Below are 21,074 nucleotides of genomic sequence, written 5' to 3'. Positions count from 1 at the left end.
AAGGAGACCCGCCATGTACCAACTGTTCATCGAAGGCCTGCAACGCCTGGGCCGCGCGCTGATGCTGCCTATCGCCATCCTGCCGATTGCCGGCCTGCTGTTGCGCCTGGGCGATACCGACCTGCTCAACATCGCAGTGATGCACGATGCCGGCCAGGCGATCTTCGCCAACCTGGCGCTGATCTTCGCCATCGGTATCGCCGTGGGCTTTGCCCGCGACAATAACGGCACAGCCGGGCTGGCCGGTGCGATTGGCTACCTGGTGATGATCTCTACCCTCAAGGTGATGGACACCAGCATCAACATGGGCATGCTCGCCGGGATCGCCAGCGGCCTGATGGCCGGTGCGCTGTATAACCGTTTCAAGGACATCAAGCTGCCTGAGTACCTGGCCTTCTTCGGCGGGCGACGGTTCGTGCCGATTGTCACCGGGTTCTCAGCGGTTGGGCTGGGGGTGATCTTTGGCCTGATCTGGCCGCCGATCCAGCACGGCATCAACAGTTTCGGCGTGCTGCTGATGGAAAGCGGCAGCATCGGCGCGTTCGTGTTCGGCGTGTTCAACCGCCTGCTGATCGTCACCGGCTTGCACCACATCCTCAACAACATGGCCTGGTTTGTGTTCGGCAGCTTCACCGACCCGGCCACCGGCGCCGTAGTGACCGGCGACTTGACCCGCTATTTTGCCGGTGACCCCAAAGGTGGCCAATTCATGACCGGCATGTTCCCGGTGATGCTGTTCGGCCTGCCCGCCGCGTGCCTGGCGATGTACCGCAACGCCCTGCCGGAACGGCGCAAGGTGATGGGCGGGATCTTCCTGTCGATGGCGCTGACCTCGTTTCTCACCGGCGTGACCGAGCCGATTGAATTCGCATTCATGTTTCTCGCGCCGTTCCTGTACCTGATCCATGCGCTGCTCACCGGTCTGTCGATGGCCGTGACCAATATGCTGAATATCCACCTGGGCTTTACCTTCTCCGGCGGGTTTATCGACATGGTGCTGGGCTGGGGCAAGTCCACCAATGGCTGGCTGGTGGTGCCGGTGGGGCTGGCGTACGCAGCGATCTACTACACGGTGTTCAGCTACTGCATTCGCCGCTTCAACCTGAAAACCCCGGGCCGTGAAGACGGCCAAGTGGCACCGGCCGAAGCAATGAGCGACAACCAGCGCGCCACGGCGTACATCCGCGCCTTGGGCGGCGCGGACAATCTGCTGAGCGTCGGCGCCTGCACCACTCGCCTGCGCCTGGACATGGTTGACCGCAACAAGGCCGTGGATGCCGAGCTCAAAGCCCTGGGGGCGATGGCTATCGTGCGGCCGGGCAACGGCGGCAGTTTGCAGGTAGTGGTCGGGCCGCTGGCAGACAGCATTGCCGATGAGATTCGTCTGGCGATGCCGACCTCCGTCAGCACATCACCTGCCAGCGCCACTGCGCTGACTCAAGCCAGCAACGTTGCCTCGACCGTGGCGCAGCAATGGCTGGATGCGCTGGGCGGTCAGGCCAATGTCGTGCAGTTGGAATGCGTGGCCATGACCCGCCTGCGCCTGCACCTGGCCGACGAAAACGCGCTGTCGCAGGCGCAGCTCACCGCACTCGGTTGCCAGGGTGTCAGCCGGATCGACGCCGGTGTGTGGCACCTGCTGGTCGGCGAGCAGGCCCAAGGCTTAAGCGCCGCACTCAAGGCCTTGACCTCTCGCCAGCCAGTCCGCGCCGGCGCCTGACCTACCTATCTACCGCCCTGTTCAGGGCGGTCGTGCCCATGCTGAGGGCTCCAATCCTCAGCATGGAGCCTGTGCCCGTGAGCACTTCCACCCCACCCCTGACCTTTGACGAGATCAAAGGCTCACTCAACTTGATCGGCCATCACCTGCTCGACCTCGATGCACCGCTGCTGCCGACGCAGCCGGCGTCGCCTCCACTCGCGTACCTTGAGCGCCTGAATACCCATCTGGAAAACTACCGCCAGCAGTTCCTGACAAACAGCCGCGTGCTGTACCAGAACCTGGCCAACAGCGATCTGCGCAGTACTGAAGGTCAGGCCCTGCTGACCACGCTCAAGGCCACGCTCAACACGCAATTGCTGGACATGGATAGCCGCGAGCAGATCGACGGCAAAGCGCGCAAATCCTTCATGACCTTTGAAGCCGGCTACATCGCACTGACCCACGAAACCGCACTCGCGGTCGCCGATCGCCTGTTCCACCCTCAAGAGCAGGCGATCCTGGACCGCGTACCACTGGGCGTCACGCAACGCCCCGGCCTGTATGCACTGACCTTTGAATACCAGGGGCAAACCATCGAACTGGCCGGTGCGTTTGTGCTGACCGAACATTCAAGCCCGGTGGTAAGCGAGCTTCAATCGAGCACGCCGGTTGGCCGCGTGGCACTGTTCACTCCCTCGCGCGGGATTGAGTTTTTCGCCTCACTGGCCGACCTCGACAGCGATCTGTTCCAACGCCTGGACACCGCCGCCGAGCGCGCTCACTTCATGGGCATGCTGGCAACCGACTACCGCACACTGACGCCGCAAGCCATCTGGCCGCTGGCATTGACCCCGATCAGCGAACGGCCACTGTTCGAGCACCTCGACAACCAACTGATCGCCAAGCGCAGCGCCGACATCGACCGCGCCCTGAGCCTGGTGGACAACCCGCACACTGACGCGCAGGCACTGATCAATGCGCTGGAGCAGGCCATCGTCGACGCCGTGCCCGACCTCGGCGCGCGACTGCAATGGCGCGCCCAATTGCTGCTCGACCGATGGTTACGGCACAGCGCGCCAGACTGGTACCGCAGCGCCTCAGACACCCAACGCGCACGACTCGCCGAACACGTGCAGCATTACGACCAGTCCCGGCAGCGCCTGGAACAACTGTTCGGCGCCCTGGCCACGCCGTACACCCTGGCACGCCACCAATGGCTGGAGCGCCTGAGCGATGACCTGGATATCCACAACCTGGAACCACAACGCTTGCTGGTGACCACCCGCCGCGCCGTCACACCGATCGGTGAATACAGCCACAAACGCGACCTGGTCGAATTGGCCTTGCGTGGCCTGCATCCCGACGATGAAAACGCCGGTTCCGATTTCCTCGAAAAGACCAGCCTCAGCTACGACGGCGCGCCACTGCCCGACACCTACGCCGCGCTGACGCCGGCCTGGCTCGCGCAACAAATGGGCACGTTGCAACCGCGTATCGACTTCAGGGACCTACAAAAGCAGCTGCATGCCAAGACCGAGCTGTGCCAGGCCATCGAAGCCATGCTCGACCACAGAATCAACGCGCTGGCCTGCACCGCAATGCTGCAGGGGCATCTCACTGCTGACGATTTCGAACTGATCCAACGCGTGCGCCAAGGCAGCGATCCATTGCTGAGCGCCACGACCCTGGCGCTGCACGAGGCCCAACTGCAAGACCTGTGGGTGCTGCTCCGGCGCGACGCCAGCGGCGCCGTCGACCGCGTGTTGCTATGTACGCCGCAGGCTCCGCGCGAGCAACAGTTCCAGGCGTTCGACAGTGAAATTGCCTGCCAGAACCACATCCTCGGCTGGACTTTGGACAATGGCCTCAAATCGCCGCCAGGCACCCTCACCGATTACCTGATCAGCCGCGTCGCCCTGCGCTTTCGGGCCAAGATGAAACAGGTGCTCAGCGGCCTGAGCTACAAGTTTCACGCCCAGGAACACCGCGAAATCAGCTTCGGACACGCCGGCAGCCATGCCGATTGCCTCAAGGCCATGGCCACCCATGTGTTGGCCACGCGCCTGGATGACGATGAGTTCAGCACGCCCACCTGGTTCCGCGCGGCGCCGCTGACCACACGGCGAACCCTGATGAAACTGGCGGACGACACCAAAGGCGGTCTGCGCGCCTACAACGATTATTCGTTGTCCGAGACGCAAGTGCCGGGCTTCAGCGCTTACCTGCATGAGCAGGCGCGCGCCCGTCTGAATGAGCTGCTGGGACGCCCACGCAACGATGTCGACCCCGACACTGTTTGGGCCTACTCACCGGGGTCGGCTAAGGCTGCGCCCATCAACTACACCCAGCTGTATCGCGACGGCTATGCCGACGGCATCGGTTTTCTCGACGAAAAGTTCTCGCGCTCGGCACACTTCAAAGGCCCCGAAGGCATCGATCTGAGCCCATTGACCGCCGAAAAAGTCGCACGCTCGGTCACCGGCGTCTGGATCGGCCAGCGCTACATCGATGAGATCAAGACACGCCTACTGAACGTCGGCAGCCCGGACTACAAGCTGCGCCGCGATACCACACTGGCCATTACTCAATGGCAATTGCGCAGTGCCGCTCTGGAATCTCACTTGCAGGGGGATATCGCGTCCATCGACCGGGAATGGCTGGAGCGCAGTATTGCGAAGATGGGCGAGACGGCACCGGCCATCCGCCGCGACCATGGGATCCACCGCCTGGTCATCGACGGCGACTGGGTGATCGGCTGCTATCTGTTCACCCATGCCGATGACCCAACGCTGCTCTACACCCCCAATGCCCCGGACGGCGTCAGCGTGCGCGAAGCCAGGCAGTTCAACTACCTGCTGAAAAAACTGCCCGGCATGCTCGGTTACCTGGTGCAACGCGTCGCGGTGCAGTCCCAGGGACGAGTGCGCACATTCCTGGAGGACGCCCGGCACCAGTTGCCTGAAGGGCTGGATAAAACCAGCATCAGCCCGCCGCGCTATGACCCGATACGCGCGCAAACCCAGATCCAGGACCTGCGGCGCGAGGTGTATGACCTCAAGCTGCAACGCACCATTGATGATGTTCACGCGACTACCGTCAACCGCACTCAGATGATCAGCGGCATCGCCTGGACCTGTGTGGAATGGGTTGCCGCCATCGCTACCGCGCCTTTTCCAGTGCTGAGCCTGAGCATCGGTCTGGCGCTGGCGTTCAAGGACGCCATGCTGGCTCTGCACGCTTACCACCAGGGCGACAACGCCCAGGCCCTGGAACACTTGATGGGTTACCTGCTCAACAGCGCCGGCGGGCTGTTCACCGACCTGCGCCCGGCCCTCGGCACCTTGCAACAGTTCGCCGTGCGCCAGGCCCCAAGGCGCCTCGTACAGAGCCCGACACTGCAGTTGATCAGCGCCGTGGAACCGGCGCCACTCAAGCCTGCGGGGATGCAATCGGTGCTGTTCAATGACGAATATCTCTGGGCTCATCAGACTCCGGACCCGATCGGACGCTATTTGCTCTATCGCCTCGACCCGGTCACCGGCAAGCTGGTCTCCACCACCCGCCTCGCCGCACCGGATGCCCAAGGTGTATGGCGCCGTACCGGTGTGACTGGCGGCGCGCCGAAGTATCAAAAAGTCCCGCAGGCCCCCGATGCGCTCAAGCACTACGAGATGCCCGCCCAGTACGCGGACAAACTGGAGCAGGTGCTCAACCCCGACCTCACGGCGCAACTGCGCCAACAGGGTGACTGGGTGTACCAAAACCCGCACGTCACCGTCGCTGCGGCGTCCCGGGAATTGCAGCCGGTGCGCGATGTGTATCAGCAACAAGTCAGCCAATTGACCCGCGACGCCGAGGACTTTTTCCGCCAGCAGCCGCCCGTCGCGCCCCGTGCCGAGGTACCTACCGTAACGCGGGAGACATCGTTGGCCACGCTCACCGATAACCCCGCATTTAGCCGCGCACCGAACCTGATCATTGGCGCCATCCCCGGCAGCGGTGTCGGCCAGCAGGTGCTTATCGAGAACATCGACGCGCTGCTCAACAAAGGCTTCAAGCGCCTGTACATCGAATACCTGCCCGGTGATGTGTTTCGCCTGAAACTGGACAAGCTCAACAGCGGCAAATCCTGGAAGCACATCGAGCGGCATCTGAAGCTCGTCGACAAGGCAATGGGCTTTGCCGACAACGCCGAATTCTCCTATGTGGCGCTGGTACGCAAGGCTTCGGCCAAAGGCATCAAGATCAAGGCACTGGACGCCTCGACCTGCTACGACCTGGATGATGCCCTCAACCTAGGCGACACCCCACCCACCACAACGCGCAGCACCGCGTTGCGCAACTTCTACTCGCACAAAGTCCTGCAAGGCGACAGCGACGCCCTGCCCGATGAGCGCTGGGTTGCCCTATTGGACCCCGCGCGCATGCGCGCGGCCGATCAAGTCCCGGGCCTGGCCGATCTGCACAAGGCGGTTGCTGTGCGCGTGGAGAATGTCGGCGCTGACCACGCCGTGGGTTTGCGCATCGACGCCAGCGACGCTTCCGCCGATTACACCCTGGCCGTGCGCGGGCCTGAACGAACCGTAGAATCCCCTGCCCCGTCGAGTGGTGCGGCAACGGTCACGCATTACAGCGACTACGATATCGCTGCCGACCTGCGCGAAAGCATCCAGACCCAGTCATACCAGTCCCACGGCCTGGACAGTCATTTCCTGCCGGCCCCCGAGCACCGCAAGGCGTTTTCGGTGTTCAAGAAAACGCGGGAGCGTCTGACCCAAGATGCACAGCAGTACTTCAGCCAGCACACCCTGCCGGCTCGCCCGGAACTGTCGCGACTCAGCGGGCAGACGCAGCCGGAACCGTTTCTGCGCGCTGTCAGCGAAAGCCGGCTGGCGGGGCTGGTCATCGGCGAGGCCCACAGCGCGCAGACGAGCAAGGCGTTCCTGATCAAACACATGAAGCAACTCAAGGCGCTCAAGTTCGACACGCTGTACGTCGAACATTTGCTCACCGACCTGCACCAGGCCGAGCTGGATGCCTTCCGCCAATCCAAACGCCTTTCGCCCGCGCTCAAGGACTACCTCAAACGCCAGGATGCCGGGCACATGCCGCTCTACAGTGGCGCCAACACCTACTTCGAAGTGATCCAGCAAGCCAACAAATATGGGTTGCGTGTACGCGCACTCGACTGCACCGCCAGTTACCACGTCAAGGGCGCCAACACAGAGGCGCGCAACCAGATGTTCAGCTACTTCGCGTCACGGGTGATCGACGCTGACCAGGCGGCGCACGGCCCACACAAATGGGTGGCGTTCATCGGCAGCGCCCACACCAACACCCACTTGCAAGTGCCCGGCCTGGCCGAGCTGCAAGGCGCCGCCAGCCTGCATATCCGCGACGCTGCGCCCAGCCTGGCGTCCCCCATCCACCCCGGCCGCTGGGAGACAGGTCTGGAAACCCGCTGGACGGCACTGCGCAGCGACTTCACGCTAAAGGTCGGCGTGGCTGGCATGCGTGAGCCTGCCGCATTCGTACCGCTGGACCGCACCCGGCTGAAAGTGTCCGGCCACTTCCTGGTCGAACACCCGTCAATGGCCGAAAGCAACCTGCTGCACAAATCCCGCAGCGGCGAAATCGTCTCGACCCCGATCCAGGTCGATGACCAGGGCCTGTTCTACATCGATCGCTGGGGCATGGCGCAGCAGCGCTTCCTCTACCAAACCACCTTGATCGACGCCGTACGCGCCCAGGTACAACTGACGCCCGCGCCGTAATCCAGGCAACAAAAAACCCGCTGACCAAACTGGCCCAGCGGGTTTCTTGTTTATGCCGTCAACGAATCAAAAATCCGCCAACAGCCATACCTCGTACGCCGGTGTCTCGTAGGGGTGGCTCAGCTTCAACGCAGCCACAACAGCCACGATCAGCGCATCCGCCACTACCAACTCGACCTTCCATTCTTCGACGACTTCGACCTGGCCAACCTGGCCGATAAACGGCTGACTGCCGTCCAACGCGCGGAATTGGCCCTGGCCCAGCACTTGCCAGGCGCAGTTGTCGTAGTCGCCAATGCGCCCGCCGCCGGCTGCAAAGACGGCGGTTTTCACCGTCTCCACATGGCTGTCGGGCACAAAGAAGGCAAGCTTGTACACGACCTTAGTTCACCCAAACGCGAGCGTTACGGAACATGCGCAGCCACGCACCGTCTTCGTTCCACTCTTCCGGGCGCCACGAGTTCTGCACAGCGCGGAATACACGCTCCGGGTGCGGCATCATGATGGTCACACGGCCGTCGCGGCTGGTGAGGCCGGTGATCCCGCGCGGCGAGCCGTTCGGGTTGGCAGGGTAGTTTTCGGTGACTTTGCCGTGGTTGTCGACGAAGCGCATGGCCACACAACCGGACAGGTCGGCTTCGAGCAAGGCTTCTTCGCTCGCGAACTCCGCATGGCCTTCGCCGTGGGCGATGGCGATCGGCATGCGCGAACCGGCCATGCCTTGCAGGAAGATCGAGTTGGATTCCTGCACCTGCACCATGGCCACACGGGCTTCGAACTGCTCGGAACGGTTACGCACAAAGTGCGGCCAGAACTCGCTGCCCGGGATCAGTTCGCTGAGGTTGGACATCATCTGGCAACCGTTGCACACACCCAGGGTGAAGCTGTCGTTGCGCTCGAAGAAGCCTTGGAACGCATCGCGGGCACGGCTGTTGAACAGGGCCGACTTGGCCCAGCCTTCACCGGCACCCAGCACGTCGCCGTAGGAGAAACCGCCGCAAGCGACCAGGCCTTTGAACTCGTTGAGGTCAACGCGACCGGCGAGGATATCGCTCATGTGCACGTCAATCGCATTGAAGCCGGCACGGTCGAACGCCGCCGCCATTTCCACCTGGCCGTTGACGCCCTGCTCACGCAGCACAGCAACTTGTGGGCGAATGCCTTTCTTGATGTAAGGCGCGGTGATGTCCTGGTTGACGTCGAAGCTGAGCTTGGTGCTCAGGCCCGGGTTGTCTTCTTCCAGGATCACGTCGAATTCCTGCTCGGCGCAATCGGCGTTGTCACGCAGGCGTTGGATCTGGTAGCTGGTCTCGGACCACTGGCGTTGCAGCAGACGGCGTTGACCGGCAAACACTGTATCGCCATTGAACGAGATATTGATTTCACCGTTGTTGATCGGCTGGCCAATCACCGCCACGCAGTCGTCCAGGCCAGCGGCGCTGAATTGAGCGAGTACGTCCGGGGTTGCGTCCTGGCGAACCTGGATCACGGCGCCCAACTCTTCGTTGAACAGGATGCCGTTGATCTCAGATGCATCCTCGGCAACGCTGTCGAGCACGATGTTCAGGCCGCAGTGACCGGCAAACGCCATCTCGACAACGCTGGTCAGCAGGCCGCCGTCGGAACGGTCGTGGTAAGCCAGCAGATGGCCGTCGGCGTTCAGGCCCTGGATCACGGCGAAGAAGGCTTTGAGGTCTTCAGCGTCGTCAACATCCGGCGCCACTTTGCCGAGCTTGCCGTGGGTTTGCGCGAGGATCGAGGCGCCCATGCGGTTCTGGCCACGGCCCAGGTCGATCAGGATCAGATCGGTGGTGCCTTTGTCCATGCGCAGTTGCGGGGTCAGGGTCTGGCGAACATCGGTAACCGGTGCAAAGCCGGTCACGATCAACGACAGCGGCGAGGTCACGCTCTTGTCGGTGCCGTCTTCGTTCCAACGGGTGGCCATGGACATCGAGTCCTTGCCCACTGGAATGGTGATGCCCAGTTCCGGGCACAGCTCCATGCCGACCGCTTTTACGGTGTCATACAGACGCGCATCTTCACCCGGGTGACCGGCAGCGGACATCCAGTTGGCCGACAGTTTGATATCAGACAGTTTGCCGATACGCGACGCAGCGATGTTGGTGAGGGTTTCACCAATGGCCATGCGGCCCGACGCCGGGGCGTCCAGCAGGGCCAGCGGCGTACGCTCGCCCATGGCCATGGCTTCACCGGTGTAGACGTCGAAGCTGGTGGCGGTGACGGCAACGTCGGCCACCGGCACCTGCCATGGGCCGACCATTTGGTCACGGGCTACGAGGCCGGTGATGCTGCGGTCGCCGATGGTGATCAGGAAGCTTTTGCTCGCCACGGCCGGGTGATGCAGCACGCGTTCGATGCTGTCGGCCAGTTCGAGTGTGCTTGGGTCGAAATCATCGCCCAGCTCGGCTTCACGCACCGCTGAACGGTGCATGCGCGGGGCTTTGCCCAGCAGCACTTCGAGGGGCATGTCCACCGGGCTGTTGCCGAAGTGGCTGTCAGTGACCGTCAGTTGCGGCTCGGCAGTGGCTTCGCCGACCACGGCAAACGGGCAGCGCTCGCGTTCGCAGATGGCCTGGAAGCGCGCGAAGTCTTCAGGGCCGACGGCCAGCACGTAACGCTCTTGGGATTCGTTGCTCCAGATTTCGTGCGGGGCCATGCCCGGCTCGTCGTTTGGAATGTTGCGCAGTTCGAAACGGCCACCACGGTCGCCATCGTTGACCAGTTCCGGGAAGGCGTTGGACAAACCACCAGCACCGACGTCATGGATGAAGCTGATCGGGTTCTTGTCACCCAACTGCCAGCAACGGTCGATGACTTCCTGGCAGCGACGCTCCATTTCCGGGTTTTCACGCTGTACGGAAGCAAAATCCAGATCAGCCGAGCTGGTGCCGGTTGCCATAGAGGAAGCAGCACCGCCGCCCAGGCCAATCAGCATCGCCGGGCCACCCAGCACGATCAGCTTGGAGCCGACCAGAATCTCGCCTTTCTTGACGTGTTCTTCACGGATGTTGCCCATGCCGCCGGCCAACATGATCGGCTTGTGGTAACCGCGCACTTCATCACCATGGGGCGTGGTGATGGACTGTTCGAAGGTACGGAAGTAGCCAGTCAGAGCCGGGCGACCGAACTCGTTGTTGAACGCGGCGCCGCCGAGCGGGCCTTCGATCATGATGTCGAGGGCGGTAACGATGCGCTCAGGCTTGCCGTACGGCAATTCCCACGGCTGTTCAAAGCCAGGGATCTGCAGGTTGGACACGGTGAAACCGGTCAGGCCGGCCTTTGGCTTGGCGCCACGTCCGGTAGCACCTTCGTCACGGATTTCACCGCCGGAACCGGTGGCTGCGCCAGGGAACGGGGCAATCGCGGTCGGGTGGTTGTGGGTTTCGACTTTCATCAGGATGTGCACCGGTTCCTGAACCGCGCCGTACTGGCGGGTCTCTGGATCCGGGAAGAAACGGCCGGCGACGGAGCCGACGATCACCGAGGCGTTGTCCTTATACGCCGACAGAACGCCTTCGCTGTGCATCACGTAGGTGTTCTTGATCATGCCGAACAGGCTTTTTTCCTGGCTCTGGCCGTCGATGTCCCAACTGGCGTTGAAAATCTTGTGACGGCAATGCTCGGAGTTGGCCTGGGCGAACATCATCAGTTCGATGTCGTGCGGGTTGCGCTTCAAGCCGTTGAAGGCGTTGACCAGGTAGTCGATCTCGTCTTCGGCCAGGGCCAGGCCCAGTTCGGTGTTGGCCTTCTCCAGGGCGGCGCGGCCACCGCCAAGCACGTCAATCGCGGTCAGCGGCTTGGGCTCGGCGTGGCTGAACAGACCGGCAGCCTGTTCGAGCTGGCTGACGATGATCTGGGTCATGCGGTCGTGCAGGCTGCTGGCGATCAGCTCGGCCTCGGCATCGCTGAACTGGCCGGCGACGTAGAAGGCGATACCGCGCTCCAGGCGCTGGATTTTTTCCAGGCCGCAGTTGCGGGCGATGTCGCTGGCCTTGCTCGACCAGGGCGAGATGGTGCCGAACCGTGGCAGAACCAGGAACAAGCGGCCGGTCGGCTCTTGAACGGGAACGCTTGGGCCGTACTTCAGAAGGCGTGCGAGCACTTGCTGTTCGTCGGCGGTCAATACGCCGGTAACGTCGGCGAAGTGAGCAAATTCAGCATACAGGCCTGTAACCGCTGGAACCTTCTGGCTCAGTTGTTCAAGGAGTTTGCTGTGGCGAAAGGCAGAAAGGGCAGGAGCGCCGCGCAGGATCAACATCTTCGGGACAGCCTCGGGAAGGGGTGTGCTTTGAGGCCGTGCATTCTAGCGTAAACCATCGCCAACGGCACCCGAAACGGCATCGCTGGCTGCTGCCGGACGTCAGTTGGCACGGTTTGCACACTATCGGGGCGTTATCCAAGGCATTGCGCGTAGTTATTTTAACCGTCACATTTGCCCGCCAAGCCACGTTTCTGCGGGCTGCAGCACAGTTTTGGCGGCGCTAGCAGACAAGTCCCCCGCTGTCGAGATATGGCGCCGTGGGCCGTTTGCGTATACTGCGCAGATGTTCTCACCAACTGCTTTGCGCCCGCGATGCGCCAAATGGCTCATCGCCACCGGACTCTTCCTGATGCTCAGCGCCTGTGTTGATAAACCCAGCACGCTTGAGCGAATCAAGGAGGATGGCGTATTGCGGGTCATTACCCGGAACAGCCCGGCCACGTATTTCCAGGACCGCAACGGTGAAACCGGTTTCGAATATGAACTGGTCAAGCGCTTTGCCGACGACCTGGGCGTGAAGCTGGAGATCGAGACCGCCGACAACCTCGACGACCTGTTCGGCCAACTGGGCAAGACCAATGGCCCGGTGCTCGCCGCCGCCGGCCTGGTCAGCAGCGAGCAGCGCCAGCAACAGGTGCGTTTCTCCCATCCTTACCTTGAAGTCACTCCGCAGGTCATCTACCGCAACGGCCAGTCACGGCCGACGAACGCGGCGGACTTAGTGGGCAAGAAGATCATGGTGCTCAAGGGCAGTACCCACGCCGAGCAATTGGCCGAGCTGAAAAAGCAAAACCCTGCAATCGAGTACGAAGAATCCGACGCGGTTGAGGTGGTCGACCTGCTGCGCATGGTGGACGAGGGGCAAATCGACCTGACCCTGGTGGACTCCAACGAAGTCGCGATGAACCAGGTGTACTTCCCCAACGTACGCGTGGCCTTCGACCTGGGCAACGCCAGCAACCAGAGCTGGGCCGTGGCCGCCGGCGAAGACAACAGCCTGCTCAACGAGATCAACAGCTACCTGGACAAGGTGGAAAAGAACGGCACCCTGCAACGTCTCAAAGACCGCTATTACGGGCACGTCGATGTGCTCGGTTATGTCGGCGCCTACACCTTCGCCCAGCATCTGCAGCAGCGCCTACCCAAATACGAGAAACACTTCCGGGCCTATGCCAAGGAAGAAAAGGTCGACTGGCGCCTGTTAGCGGCCATCGGCTACCAGGAATCACTGTGGCAACCGGCGGTCACCTCCAAGACCGGCGTGCGCGGCCTGATGATGCTGACACAGAACACCGCACAGGCCATGGGCGTGTCCAATCGCCTGGATCCCAAGCAGAGCATCATGGGCGGCGCCAAGTACCTGGCCAAAATCAAGGATGAGTTGGACGACAGCATCGCCGAGCCGGACCGCACCTGGTTTGCCCTCGCCGCCTATAACGTCGGCACCGGCCATCTGGACGACGCGCGCACCCTGGCGAAGAAAGAAGGCCTGAACCCGAACAAGTGGTTGGATGTGAAGAAAATGCTGCCGCGCCTGTCGCAGAAGCAGTGGTACAGCAAGACCCGCTACGGCTACGCCCGGGGCGGTGAGCCGGTGCACTTTGTGGCGAACATCCGGCGCTACTACGACATTCTGACGTGGGTGACGCAGCCGCAGCTGGAAGGCAACCAGGTGGTCGAAGGCAACCTGCATGTGCCAGGTGTGGACAAGACCAAGCCTGCGGAAGACAACCCTAAGCTCTAAACGCCACCAACCAGCGCGGGACAAGCCCGCTCACCACAAGCAAGTCAATTCCACCCCATTCAAACGGCTCACATTCGATCACCGTCGTCTTGTAGGCCAGTGATCAGGTGCACCACTCCTCCCGCCAACACCATCACACCCGGCACACCTGCCGCTTTCAACGCCGACTCATCCAACCGCCCCACATCCTGCAATTGCACCCTAACCCGCGTCAGCGCCACACGCTGTTGCGACGTGAGGTTATCCGCGCCACCCAACGCATTCAGCACGTCGGCCGACACTAGACTCTGCGTCGGCGCCTCGACCGTTTCGGCAATCAAATCCGGGGTCAGGGCTTTCCAGAACGCCTGCTTCAATTTATCCAACATGCTCAGTTCTCCAGCACAGATGAGGTTTCGACGGTCGCCGCGTGAAAGCCACGCAAGGCCTCGCGCACTTGGGCGGCCTCTTCCAGGCCCAGCACCTGACGGGCAATGCTCTGGCAGTCGACCAGGTCCAGCTCGCGCACGGTGGCTTTGATGGTCGGGATCAACGGCACGCTGACCGATAACTCATCCACCCCCAGCCCGATCAGCACCGGCACCGCCAGCGCTTCGGACGCCAACGCGCCGCATACGCCAACCCACTTGCCATGGGCATGGGCGGCCTTGACGGTGGTGGCGATCAAGCGCAATACCGCCGGGTGAAAGCTGTCCGCCTGGCTGGCCAGGCGTGGGTGGTCGCGATCCATGGCCAGGGTGTATTGGGTCAGGTCGTTGGTGCCGATGGAGAAGAAATCCACATGGGGCGCAAACACGTCAGCCATCAACGCCGCAGAGGGCACTTCGATCATGATCCCCAGCTTCGGCAACTCGGCCACCCCCAGCGCCAGCGCTTCCTCTTCGAGAATCCTGCGGGCCAGGTGCAGTTCCGACAGCAGGCTGACCATCGGCAACATGATATGCAGCCGCGCCAGGCCGGCGCTGGCGAGGATCGCGCGGAACTGTTCGCGCAACAGTTCCGGGCGCTCCAGGCACAGGCGAATGCCGCGCAAGCCCAGGAACGGGTTGGTCTCGGCCTCCATCGGCACGTAGGCCAGCGGTTTGTCGCCGCCCACGTCCAGCGTGCGCACAACCAGGTTGCGCTCAGCGCCCAGGGCGCGGGCGATGGCCGTGTAGGTGCTGGCCTGCTCCTCCGGGCTCGGCGCGCGGTTGCGGTCGAGGTACAGAAACTCCGAACGCAGCAAGCCGACCCCTTCACCGCCGAGAGTCAGCGACTGCTCCACCTCCTGCAATGAGGCGACGTTGGCCGTGACCTCAACGTGATGGCCGTCGCGCGTGATGGCGGGCAACGCAGCCTGTGCAACGTCGCGCTGCTGTCGCTGTGCCTGTTGTTGACGTGCGGCTTTCAACTGTTCGATCTCAGCCTGGTTCGGCTCCAAGTGCAGCTCACCCTTATCGGCATCCAGCAGGACGTGTTTGCCGTTGGCCAGCGCCAGTACTTGCACGGGCACACCACAGATCGCTGGCAAACCCAAAGCACGGGCGAGGATCGCCACATGGCTGGTCGCACCGCCGCCGACCGTGACAAACCCCAACACCTTGCCGGTGTCGAGGCTGGCGGTTTGTGACGGGGTCAGTTGCTCGGCGATCAAGATGGCGCGCTCGGGCAGATCCCAGGTGCGGTCCTCAATTTCCAGGATCAGTTTGAGTACGCGCTGGCCCACATCGGCCAGGTCCGCTGCACGCTCAGCGATCAGCGCATTGCCCAGCCCCTGGAACAACTTGACCGTGGCCGCCGTGGCGCTGTGCCAAGAAAATGCTGCGCTTTTGCCAGCGGCGAGCAGGCCATGGGCGTGTTCCAGCAGGGTCGGGTCTTCGAGCAATTCCTGATGAGCACGGAAAATCTCCGCCTGGGCACTGCCGACCGCCTTGGCTTGCAAGGTTTGCAGCGCTTCCGTAGCAGCCCGCAGCGCACGCGCCAGCGCGGCACGCTCGACCGCTTCGCCCGCGCCCTTTTCAGGGATATTCAGTTCAGGCTCAGCCACCTGCACCACATGACCACACGCCGAACCCGGCGATGCGCAAACACCTCGCAGCACAGTCGCAGACACCACCGACTCAACCACCGCCACCGTTGCCGCGACCGGCTCGCCGCACCCTTGCGCCAGCAATTCCACCAACGCCTTGATGGCCGCCTCAGCCTCTTCTCCCGCCGCACTCACCTGCAAGATATCGCCCTGCACGGTTTGCAGCGCCATGATCGCCACCAGGGATTTCGCGTTGGCGCTTTGGGTTTGCTTGTGCAGATAGATGCTCGCATTGAACCCCTTCGCCGCCTGGGCAAATACCGCCGCCGGGCGCGCGTGCAGGCCATTGGCGTTGGGCAGGCTCAGCGGTTTGGAGAACAGCGCATCACCCTCCTCCTCGCTTGCAGCTTCAATCGGCTCGCCTGGGGATACCTGCAACAGCGGCTGGCCGAGGTCGACAGCACCGTTTGCCAGCAGGGTGAACGGTTCGCCGCTGACCACGAGCATCAGGGTCAGCAAACTGCGGGCATTGAGCGCCACGTAGTCAGCGTCAAATTCGATCAGCGGCTCGCCGGCCTCCACCCGCTGGCCTTCTTCGACCAATCGGGTAAAACCCTTGCCCGCCAGGTTCACGGTATCCAGGCCGATATGCATCAGCACCTGCACGCCGTTGTCGTCGGTGATACTCACCGCGTGCCCCGTGTTCTGAATATTGCTGACCACCCCGGTCAACGGTGCGCACAAGGTCTGCGAGGTGGGATCGATGCACAGGCCGTCGCCGATCATGCGGCTGGCGAACACCGGGTCCGGCACCTGATCCAGCGCCAGCAGCACGCCGGATAAAGGCGCCAGCAATTCCAGGGGTTGAGTTGCGGTCATGACGTCACCTGCTGTTTGGTTCTGTAAAAATCATTGGGCAGAAGAGGGATCACTTCCACCAATACTCGACCTGCACACCAAAGTTCGATCCATGCCGCGCGGTGCCGTAGGACCCGGTGTCGGATAACGCCGAACCAGCCGCCAGTTCATTCGCCGCACGCTTGGCAGCTTCGTTCCAGGTGGCATAGGTGTAGTACAAGCGCACTTCGGGCCGTGCCCAGAAATCCGGACCTTTGGGCGACCATGTCGGGGCGAAGGTGAATTTGCTCAACTTGCGCGTACCGCCGCTGGCATCGACTTGATCATGGCCCAACTCGGTGACCAGTTTGAATTGGTCGCTGAGGGCATAGGCCGGGCGCACGCCGATGGACATCCAGGTCTGGTCCTGGCTGCCGGGGCGAATATCCTTCTGGTACACCGCCTCGATCTGCCCACCAAAGCGCGGGGTCACTTGCCAGTCGAAGAACTCCACGGCGCGATAACTTTTGCTGCTTTTATCCAGGAAGGTATTGCCGGTGTAGCCCAGGCCAGTGCCGGGGCCTTCGCCGTATTGCAGGGCGAATTTGTTCTTGCCGCCGAGGAAAGGTTTTTGCACGTGCTGCGCTGTCAGTGCCCAGCCGCTGTTGGTATCGCGACCGCCGGCTTTCTCGATATAGCTCAAGCCCAGCTCCAGCTCGCCGCCGGGGTTGGTCCTGAAGCCCGCGACGTTGAAGTCGTGACGGGTGGCGTATTCCTTCTGGTACAGGTTGTCCTTGCGCGAAATGGCGTAGCTGTATTTAAGGTCGCCGATCAGCACGTCCTCGATGCCGCCGCCGGTGGCGCTCTGGTTCCAGTAGTAGAAATCGGAGATATGGATGTCGTTACGTTTGTAGTAACGCCGACCGGCCCACACCGAACCGCCGTTGAGGGCGGGCAGGTTCGACCATTGCGCATACATCTGCGGCATGCGCGCCGAGCCGTTATTCTCGCCCTGGAATTTCAGCTCGCGGTCGTACTTGTTGTAGAGGGAAGCCATGGCATCGACGCTAAGCACCGAGCCATCGTCAAAGGTCAGCAGGTCCTGGCGCAGTTCCAGTTCGCCGTATTGCTCGCATTCATTACCCAAACGATATTTGGATTGCGCGCCCGGCAGTTGGAAACATTGCTGCGGGCCACTGCCGGTTGACGTCCCCGCGCCACTACGCAAATAGCCGGCGAATTCGAGGGCTTGAGCGCCGAGAGGCAGGCTCAGGCAGGATGCAACGAGGCCCAACTTTATTGTTGTTTTCATGAAGCACTCCGATATTTTTATTATGTTTTTTTGCAGCGCCCCCGCACTCCCATACGGGGGTTACAACGGGTCTTAGTCCTTGAGGTGCAGCACGAAGGATTCGTAAGGGCGCAGCACCACCGAAGACGTACGCCGCGGACAGTCGGGGTAATTGCTGATCAACAGACGCTGCTCGCTCGCCGCACTGATCACGCTCTCGGGCAGTTGGATGTCACAGGGCTGCCCGTAGAAATTGTTCAGCACCAGTAGGCGTTCGCCGTGGCCCTCGCGCAGGTAAGCCCAGACTTGGGGATGGTCTTGCAGCAGTTCGCAGTAAACGCCCTCTTGAATCAGCGGTTCGTGACGACGCAAGGCGATCAGCGCACGGTAGTGATGCAGCACCGAGTCCGGGTCATCACGCTGGCTGTCGACGTTGATCTGCGCCGCATTGGCCGCAACGCCGATCCACGGCTCGCCACTGCTGAAACCGGCGTTGGCCTGCGTGTTCCAGTGCATCGGTGTGCGTCCGTTATCGCGGGATTTCTGCATGATCGCCGCCATGCTCGACGCCTCGGATTCACCGGCATCGCGTTTGAGGCGATAGATATTGAGGGTCTCCACATCGCGGTACTGTTCGATCGCGTCGAAACCCGGATTGGTCATGCCCAACTCTTCGCCCTGGTAAACGAACGGTGTGCCCTGGAGGAAGTGCAGCGCCGTGGCGAGCATCTTCGCCGAGACCACGCGGTGTTCACCGTCATCCCCAAAGCGCGAGACCACTCGCGGCTGGTCGTGGTTACACCAGAACAATGCATTCCAACCGCCACCGGCCTGCATGCCCAGTTGCCAGTCAGACAAGATCCGCTTGAGTTGCAGGAAATCGAAGTCGGCCTTTACCCACTTCTGCAGGTTGGGGTAATCCACTTTCAGGTGATGAAAGTTGAAGGTCATCGACAGTTCTTTCGACTCAGGCCGAGAGTAACGAATGCAGTGTTCCAGGCTGGTGGACGACATTTCGCCGACGTTGATCAGGTCATGGCCTTCGAAGACTTCGCGGTGCATCTCTTGCAGGTATTCGTGCACGTTGGGGCCGTCGGTGTAGAAGCGGCGGCCGTCGCTGGTGTCTTCGGGGAAGTCGGCAGGCTTGGAGATCAGGTTGATCACGTCCAGCCGGAAACCGCCTACGCCTTTGTCGCGCCAGAAGCGCATCAGCTTGAACACTTCGGCACGGACCTTGGGGTTGTCCCAGTTGAGGTCGGCCTGGGTGTGGTCAAACAGGTGCAGGAAGTACTGGCCGGTCTGCGCTTCGTATTCCCAGGCCGAGCCGCCGAACTTGGATTCCCAGTTGTTCGGCTGGTCACGCCAGATGTAGAAGTCGCGGTACGGGTTGTCGAGGCTGCTGCGCGCTTGTTGGAACCACTCGTGCTCGATGGAGGTGTGGTTGACCACGATGTCGAGCATCAACTTGATTCCGCGCTTGGCCGCTTCGCTGATGAGCAGGTCGCAGTCGGCCATGGTCCCGTAGCTGGGGTCGATGGCGTAGTAGTCGCTGATGTCGTAGCCGTTGTCCCGTTGCGGCGAGCGCAGGAACGGCGTGATCCACAGGCAATCCACGCCCAGCCATTGGAGGTAATCGAGTTTGTCCACGATGCCCAGCAGGTCACCGGTGGCGTTACCCGCGTGGCTGTGGAAGCTTTTGGGGTAGATCTGGTAGATCACCGAGTGTTGCCAGGTTTGCATGCTGGGTTCCTTCAGTTGAATTGTGTGCCGGCCTCTTGGGCCCTATCGCCGGCACAGGGGAGCGCGGTCAAATGTGGGAGGGGGCTTGCCCCCGATAGCGGTCGATCAGGCGACGCGATAACCCGGCCGAACAATCTTCATGCTCAACGCACAGGTCAGAACAAACGGCACCACCATCGCGACCACCATCCCAATCACAAACATCGGAATGGCACTCGGCACGATCGAAATAAACCCAGGCAAGCCACCCACCCCGATGGCCGACGCCTGCACCTTGTTCATCGACAGGAAAATGCTGCCCAGCGCCGAGCCGAGCAATGCCGCATAGAACGGAAACTTGAAGCGCAGGTTCACCCCGAACATCGCCGGCTCAGTGATACCGAAGTACGCGGAAATCGCCGAGGTCGAGGCCATGCTTTTGTCCCGCGCATTACGGGTCATGTAGAACACCGCGAGCGCGGCGCTGCCCTGGGCCAGGTTGGACATCACGATCATCGGCCAGATAAAGGTGCCGCCTTGGGTGGAAATCAGTTGCAGGTCCACGGCGAGGAACATGTGGTGCATGCCGGTGATCACCAACGGTGCATACAGCAGGCCGAAAATCGCCCCGCCGAGCATGGGCGCCAGGTCAAACAGGGTGACCACGCCTTCGGTGATCAGGATGCCGAGGTGACGGGTCACCGGGCCGATGATCGCCAACGCCAGCACGCCGGTAACGACGATGGTGGTGATCGGCACGACCAGCAGTTGAATGGCATTGGGCACGCGAGCACGCAGCCATTTCTCGATGACGCTCATCACATACGCCGCCATCAGGATCGGCAGGATCTGCCCCTGGTAGCCGACTTTTTCGATCTTGAACCAGCCGAAAATATCGAAATACGGCAGGCTCTGGCCGTCGAGCCCCGCCACCGCCTTGCCGTAATTCCAGGCGTTGAGCAGGTCCGGGTGCACCAGCATCAGCCCGAGCACGATGCCGAGGATTTCACTGCCGCCAAACCGCTTCGCCGCCGACCAGCCCACCAGCGCCGGCAGGAACACGAACGAGGTGTTGGCCATCAGGTTGATCAGGCTCCAGAGGCCATCCAGGTTCGGATACGCCTCCAGCAACGTCTTGCCCTCGATGAACATACCCTTGGCGCCCATCAGGTTGTTCACACCCATCAGCAGGCCGGCGATGATCAGCGCCGGCAGGATCGGCATGAACACATCGGAAAACACCCGCACCAGACGCTGCATGGCGTTGGTCTTGTCGGCGCCCTTCTTCTTTACGTCGGCGATGGTGGCAGCGGCGAGGCCGGTCTGTTCGCGCAGGGCGGCGTAGACCTTTTCCACTTCGCCGGGGCCGATGACCACTTGGAACAGACCACCGGTGAAGAACGAGCCTTTGACCAGATCGACCTGGTTCAGCGCGCTGTTATTGACCAGGCTTGGGTCCTTGAGCGCCAGGCGCAGGCGGGTCACGCAGTGGGCAGCTTGCTCAAGGTTTTCGCGCCCCCCGAGGTTGTCGAGAATCTCGCGGGCGATCGTTGAATAGTCGTGGCTCATGCTTGGTTTCCACTTTGATTTTTTTATTTGAGGGCAGTCATTGGCAGCACGCCGAAGCCAAAAGTACTCGTCTGTACGAGTTAAAGCAACAACTCGTACAGACGAGTTTAAAAATATTGGCTTACCGCTTTCCAAGGCCCAATGGACA

The 21,074-nt window shown here is 61.9% G+C and carries 10 protein-coding genes; 3 read left to right on the top strand and 7 right to left on the bottom strand.

The features are described from left to right. Window positions 1-13: 13 nt before the first annotated feature. Window positions 14-1,720, top strand: coding sequence for an N-acetylglucosamine-specific PTS transporter subunit IIBC (gene nagE, locus BW43_RS03980; protein ID WP_032890758.1), 1,707 nt, complete (start codon window positions 14-16; stop codon window positions 1,718-1,720). A 77-nt stretch (window positions 1,721-1,797) separates the two neighbouring features. Continuing rightward, window positions 1,798-7,476, top strand: a complete 5,679-nt coding sequence (locus BW43_RS03985; RefSeq protein WP_032890756.1) for a membrane-targeted effector domain-containing toxin — start codon at window positions 1,798-1,800, stop codon at window positions 7,474-7,476. A 66-nt stretch (window positions 7,477-7,542) separates the two neighbouring features. On the opposite strand, the gene BW43_RS03990 is transcribed toward BW43_RS03985, so the two are convergent. After that, on the bottom strand, window positions 7,543-7,854 hold the full coding sequence (locus BW43_RS03990) for an NGG1p interacting factor 3 protein, NIF3 (RefSeq protein WP_032890754.1): 312 nt from the start codon (window positions 7,852-7,854) through the stop codon (window positions 7,543-7,545). A 4-nt stretch (window positions 7,855-7,858) separates the two neighbouring features. Beyond that, a complete protein-coding gene (gene purL / locus BW43_RS03995) occupies window positions 7,859-11,755 on the bottom strand; it encodes a phosphoribosylformylglycinamidine synthase (RefSeq protein ID WP_032890752.1) in 3,897 nt (1,298 codons plus the stop codon). Between the two features lie 286 nt (window positions 11,756-12,041). Between purL and mltF the strand changes: the two genes are divergently transcribed. Further along, complete coding sequence (gene mltF / locus BW43_RS04000; RefSeq protein WP_032890750.1) at window positions 12,042-13,502, top strand: membrane-bound lytic murein transglycosylase MltF; 1,461 nt, start codon at window positions 12,042-12,044, stop codon at window positions 13,500-13,502. A gap of 68 nt (window positions 13,503-13,570) precedes the next feature. Here mltF and BW43_RS04005 read toward each other — a convergent pair whose 3' ends face one another. The 5 genes from BW43_RS04005 to treP all read right to left on the bottom strand — a co-directional run bounded on the left by BW43_RS04005 (window position 13,571) and on the right by treP (window position 20,926). Then, window positions 13,571-13,870: a PTS transporter subunit EIIB gene (locus BW43_RS04005; RefSeq protein ID WP_032890748.1), complete on the bottom strand. Its 300-nt coding sequence runs from the start codon at window positions 13,868-13,870 to the stop codon at window positions 13,571-13,573. Between the two features lie 2 nt (window positions 13,871-13,872). Continuing rightward, window positions 13,873-16,389 (bottom strand): phosphoenolpyruvate--protein phosphotransferase, encoded by a 2,517-nt coding sequence (gene ptsP / locus BW43_RS04010; protein WP_032890746.1) that lies wholly within the window; start codon window positions 16,387-16,389, stop codon window positions 13,873-13,875. Window positions 16,390-16,438: 49 nt separating this feature from the next. Beyond that, on the bottom strand, window positions 16,439-17,659 hold the full coding sequence (locus tag BW43_RS04015) for a carbohydrate porin (RefSeq protein ID WP_032890744.1): 1,221 nt from the start codon (window positions 17,657-17,659) through the stop codon (window positions 16,439-16,441). A 72-nt stretch (window positions 17,660-17,731) separates the two neighbouring features. Next, window positions 17,732-19,378, bottom strand: a complete 1,647-nt coding sequence (gene treC, locus BW43_RS04020; RefSeq protein ID WP_032890742.1) for an alpha,alpha-phosphotrehalase — start codon at window positions 19,376-19,378, stop codon at window positions 17,732-17,734. Window positions 19,379-19,483: 105 nt separating this feature from the next. Further along, window positions 19,484-20,926 (bottom strand): PTS system trehalose-specific EIIBC component, encoded by a 1,443-nt coding sequence (gene treP / locus BW43_RS04025; protein ID WP_032890740.1) that lies wholly within the window; start codon window positions 20,924-20,926, stop codon window positions 19,484-19,486. Between the last annotated feature and the right edge of the window lie 148 nt (window positions 20,927-21,074).

Origin of the sequence: Pseudomonas sp. RIT357 (assembly GCF_000632245.1) — a bacterium.
GTDB lineage: Bacteria > Pseudomonadota > Gammaproteobacteria > Pseudomonadales > Pseudomonadaceae > Aquipseudomonas > Aquipseudomonas sivasensis.
The sequence above is the reverse complement of the archived record's forward strand: the minus strand, read 5'-3'. Positions and strand labels throughout refer to the sequence as shown.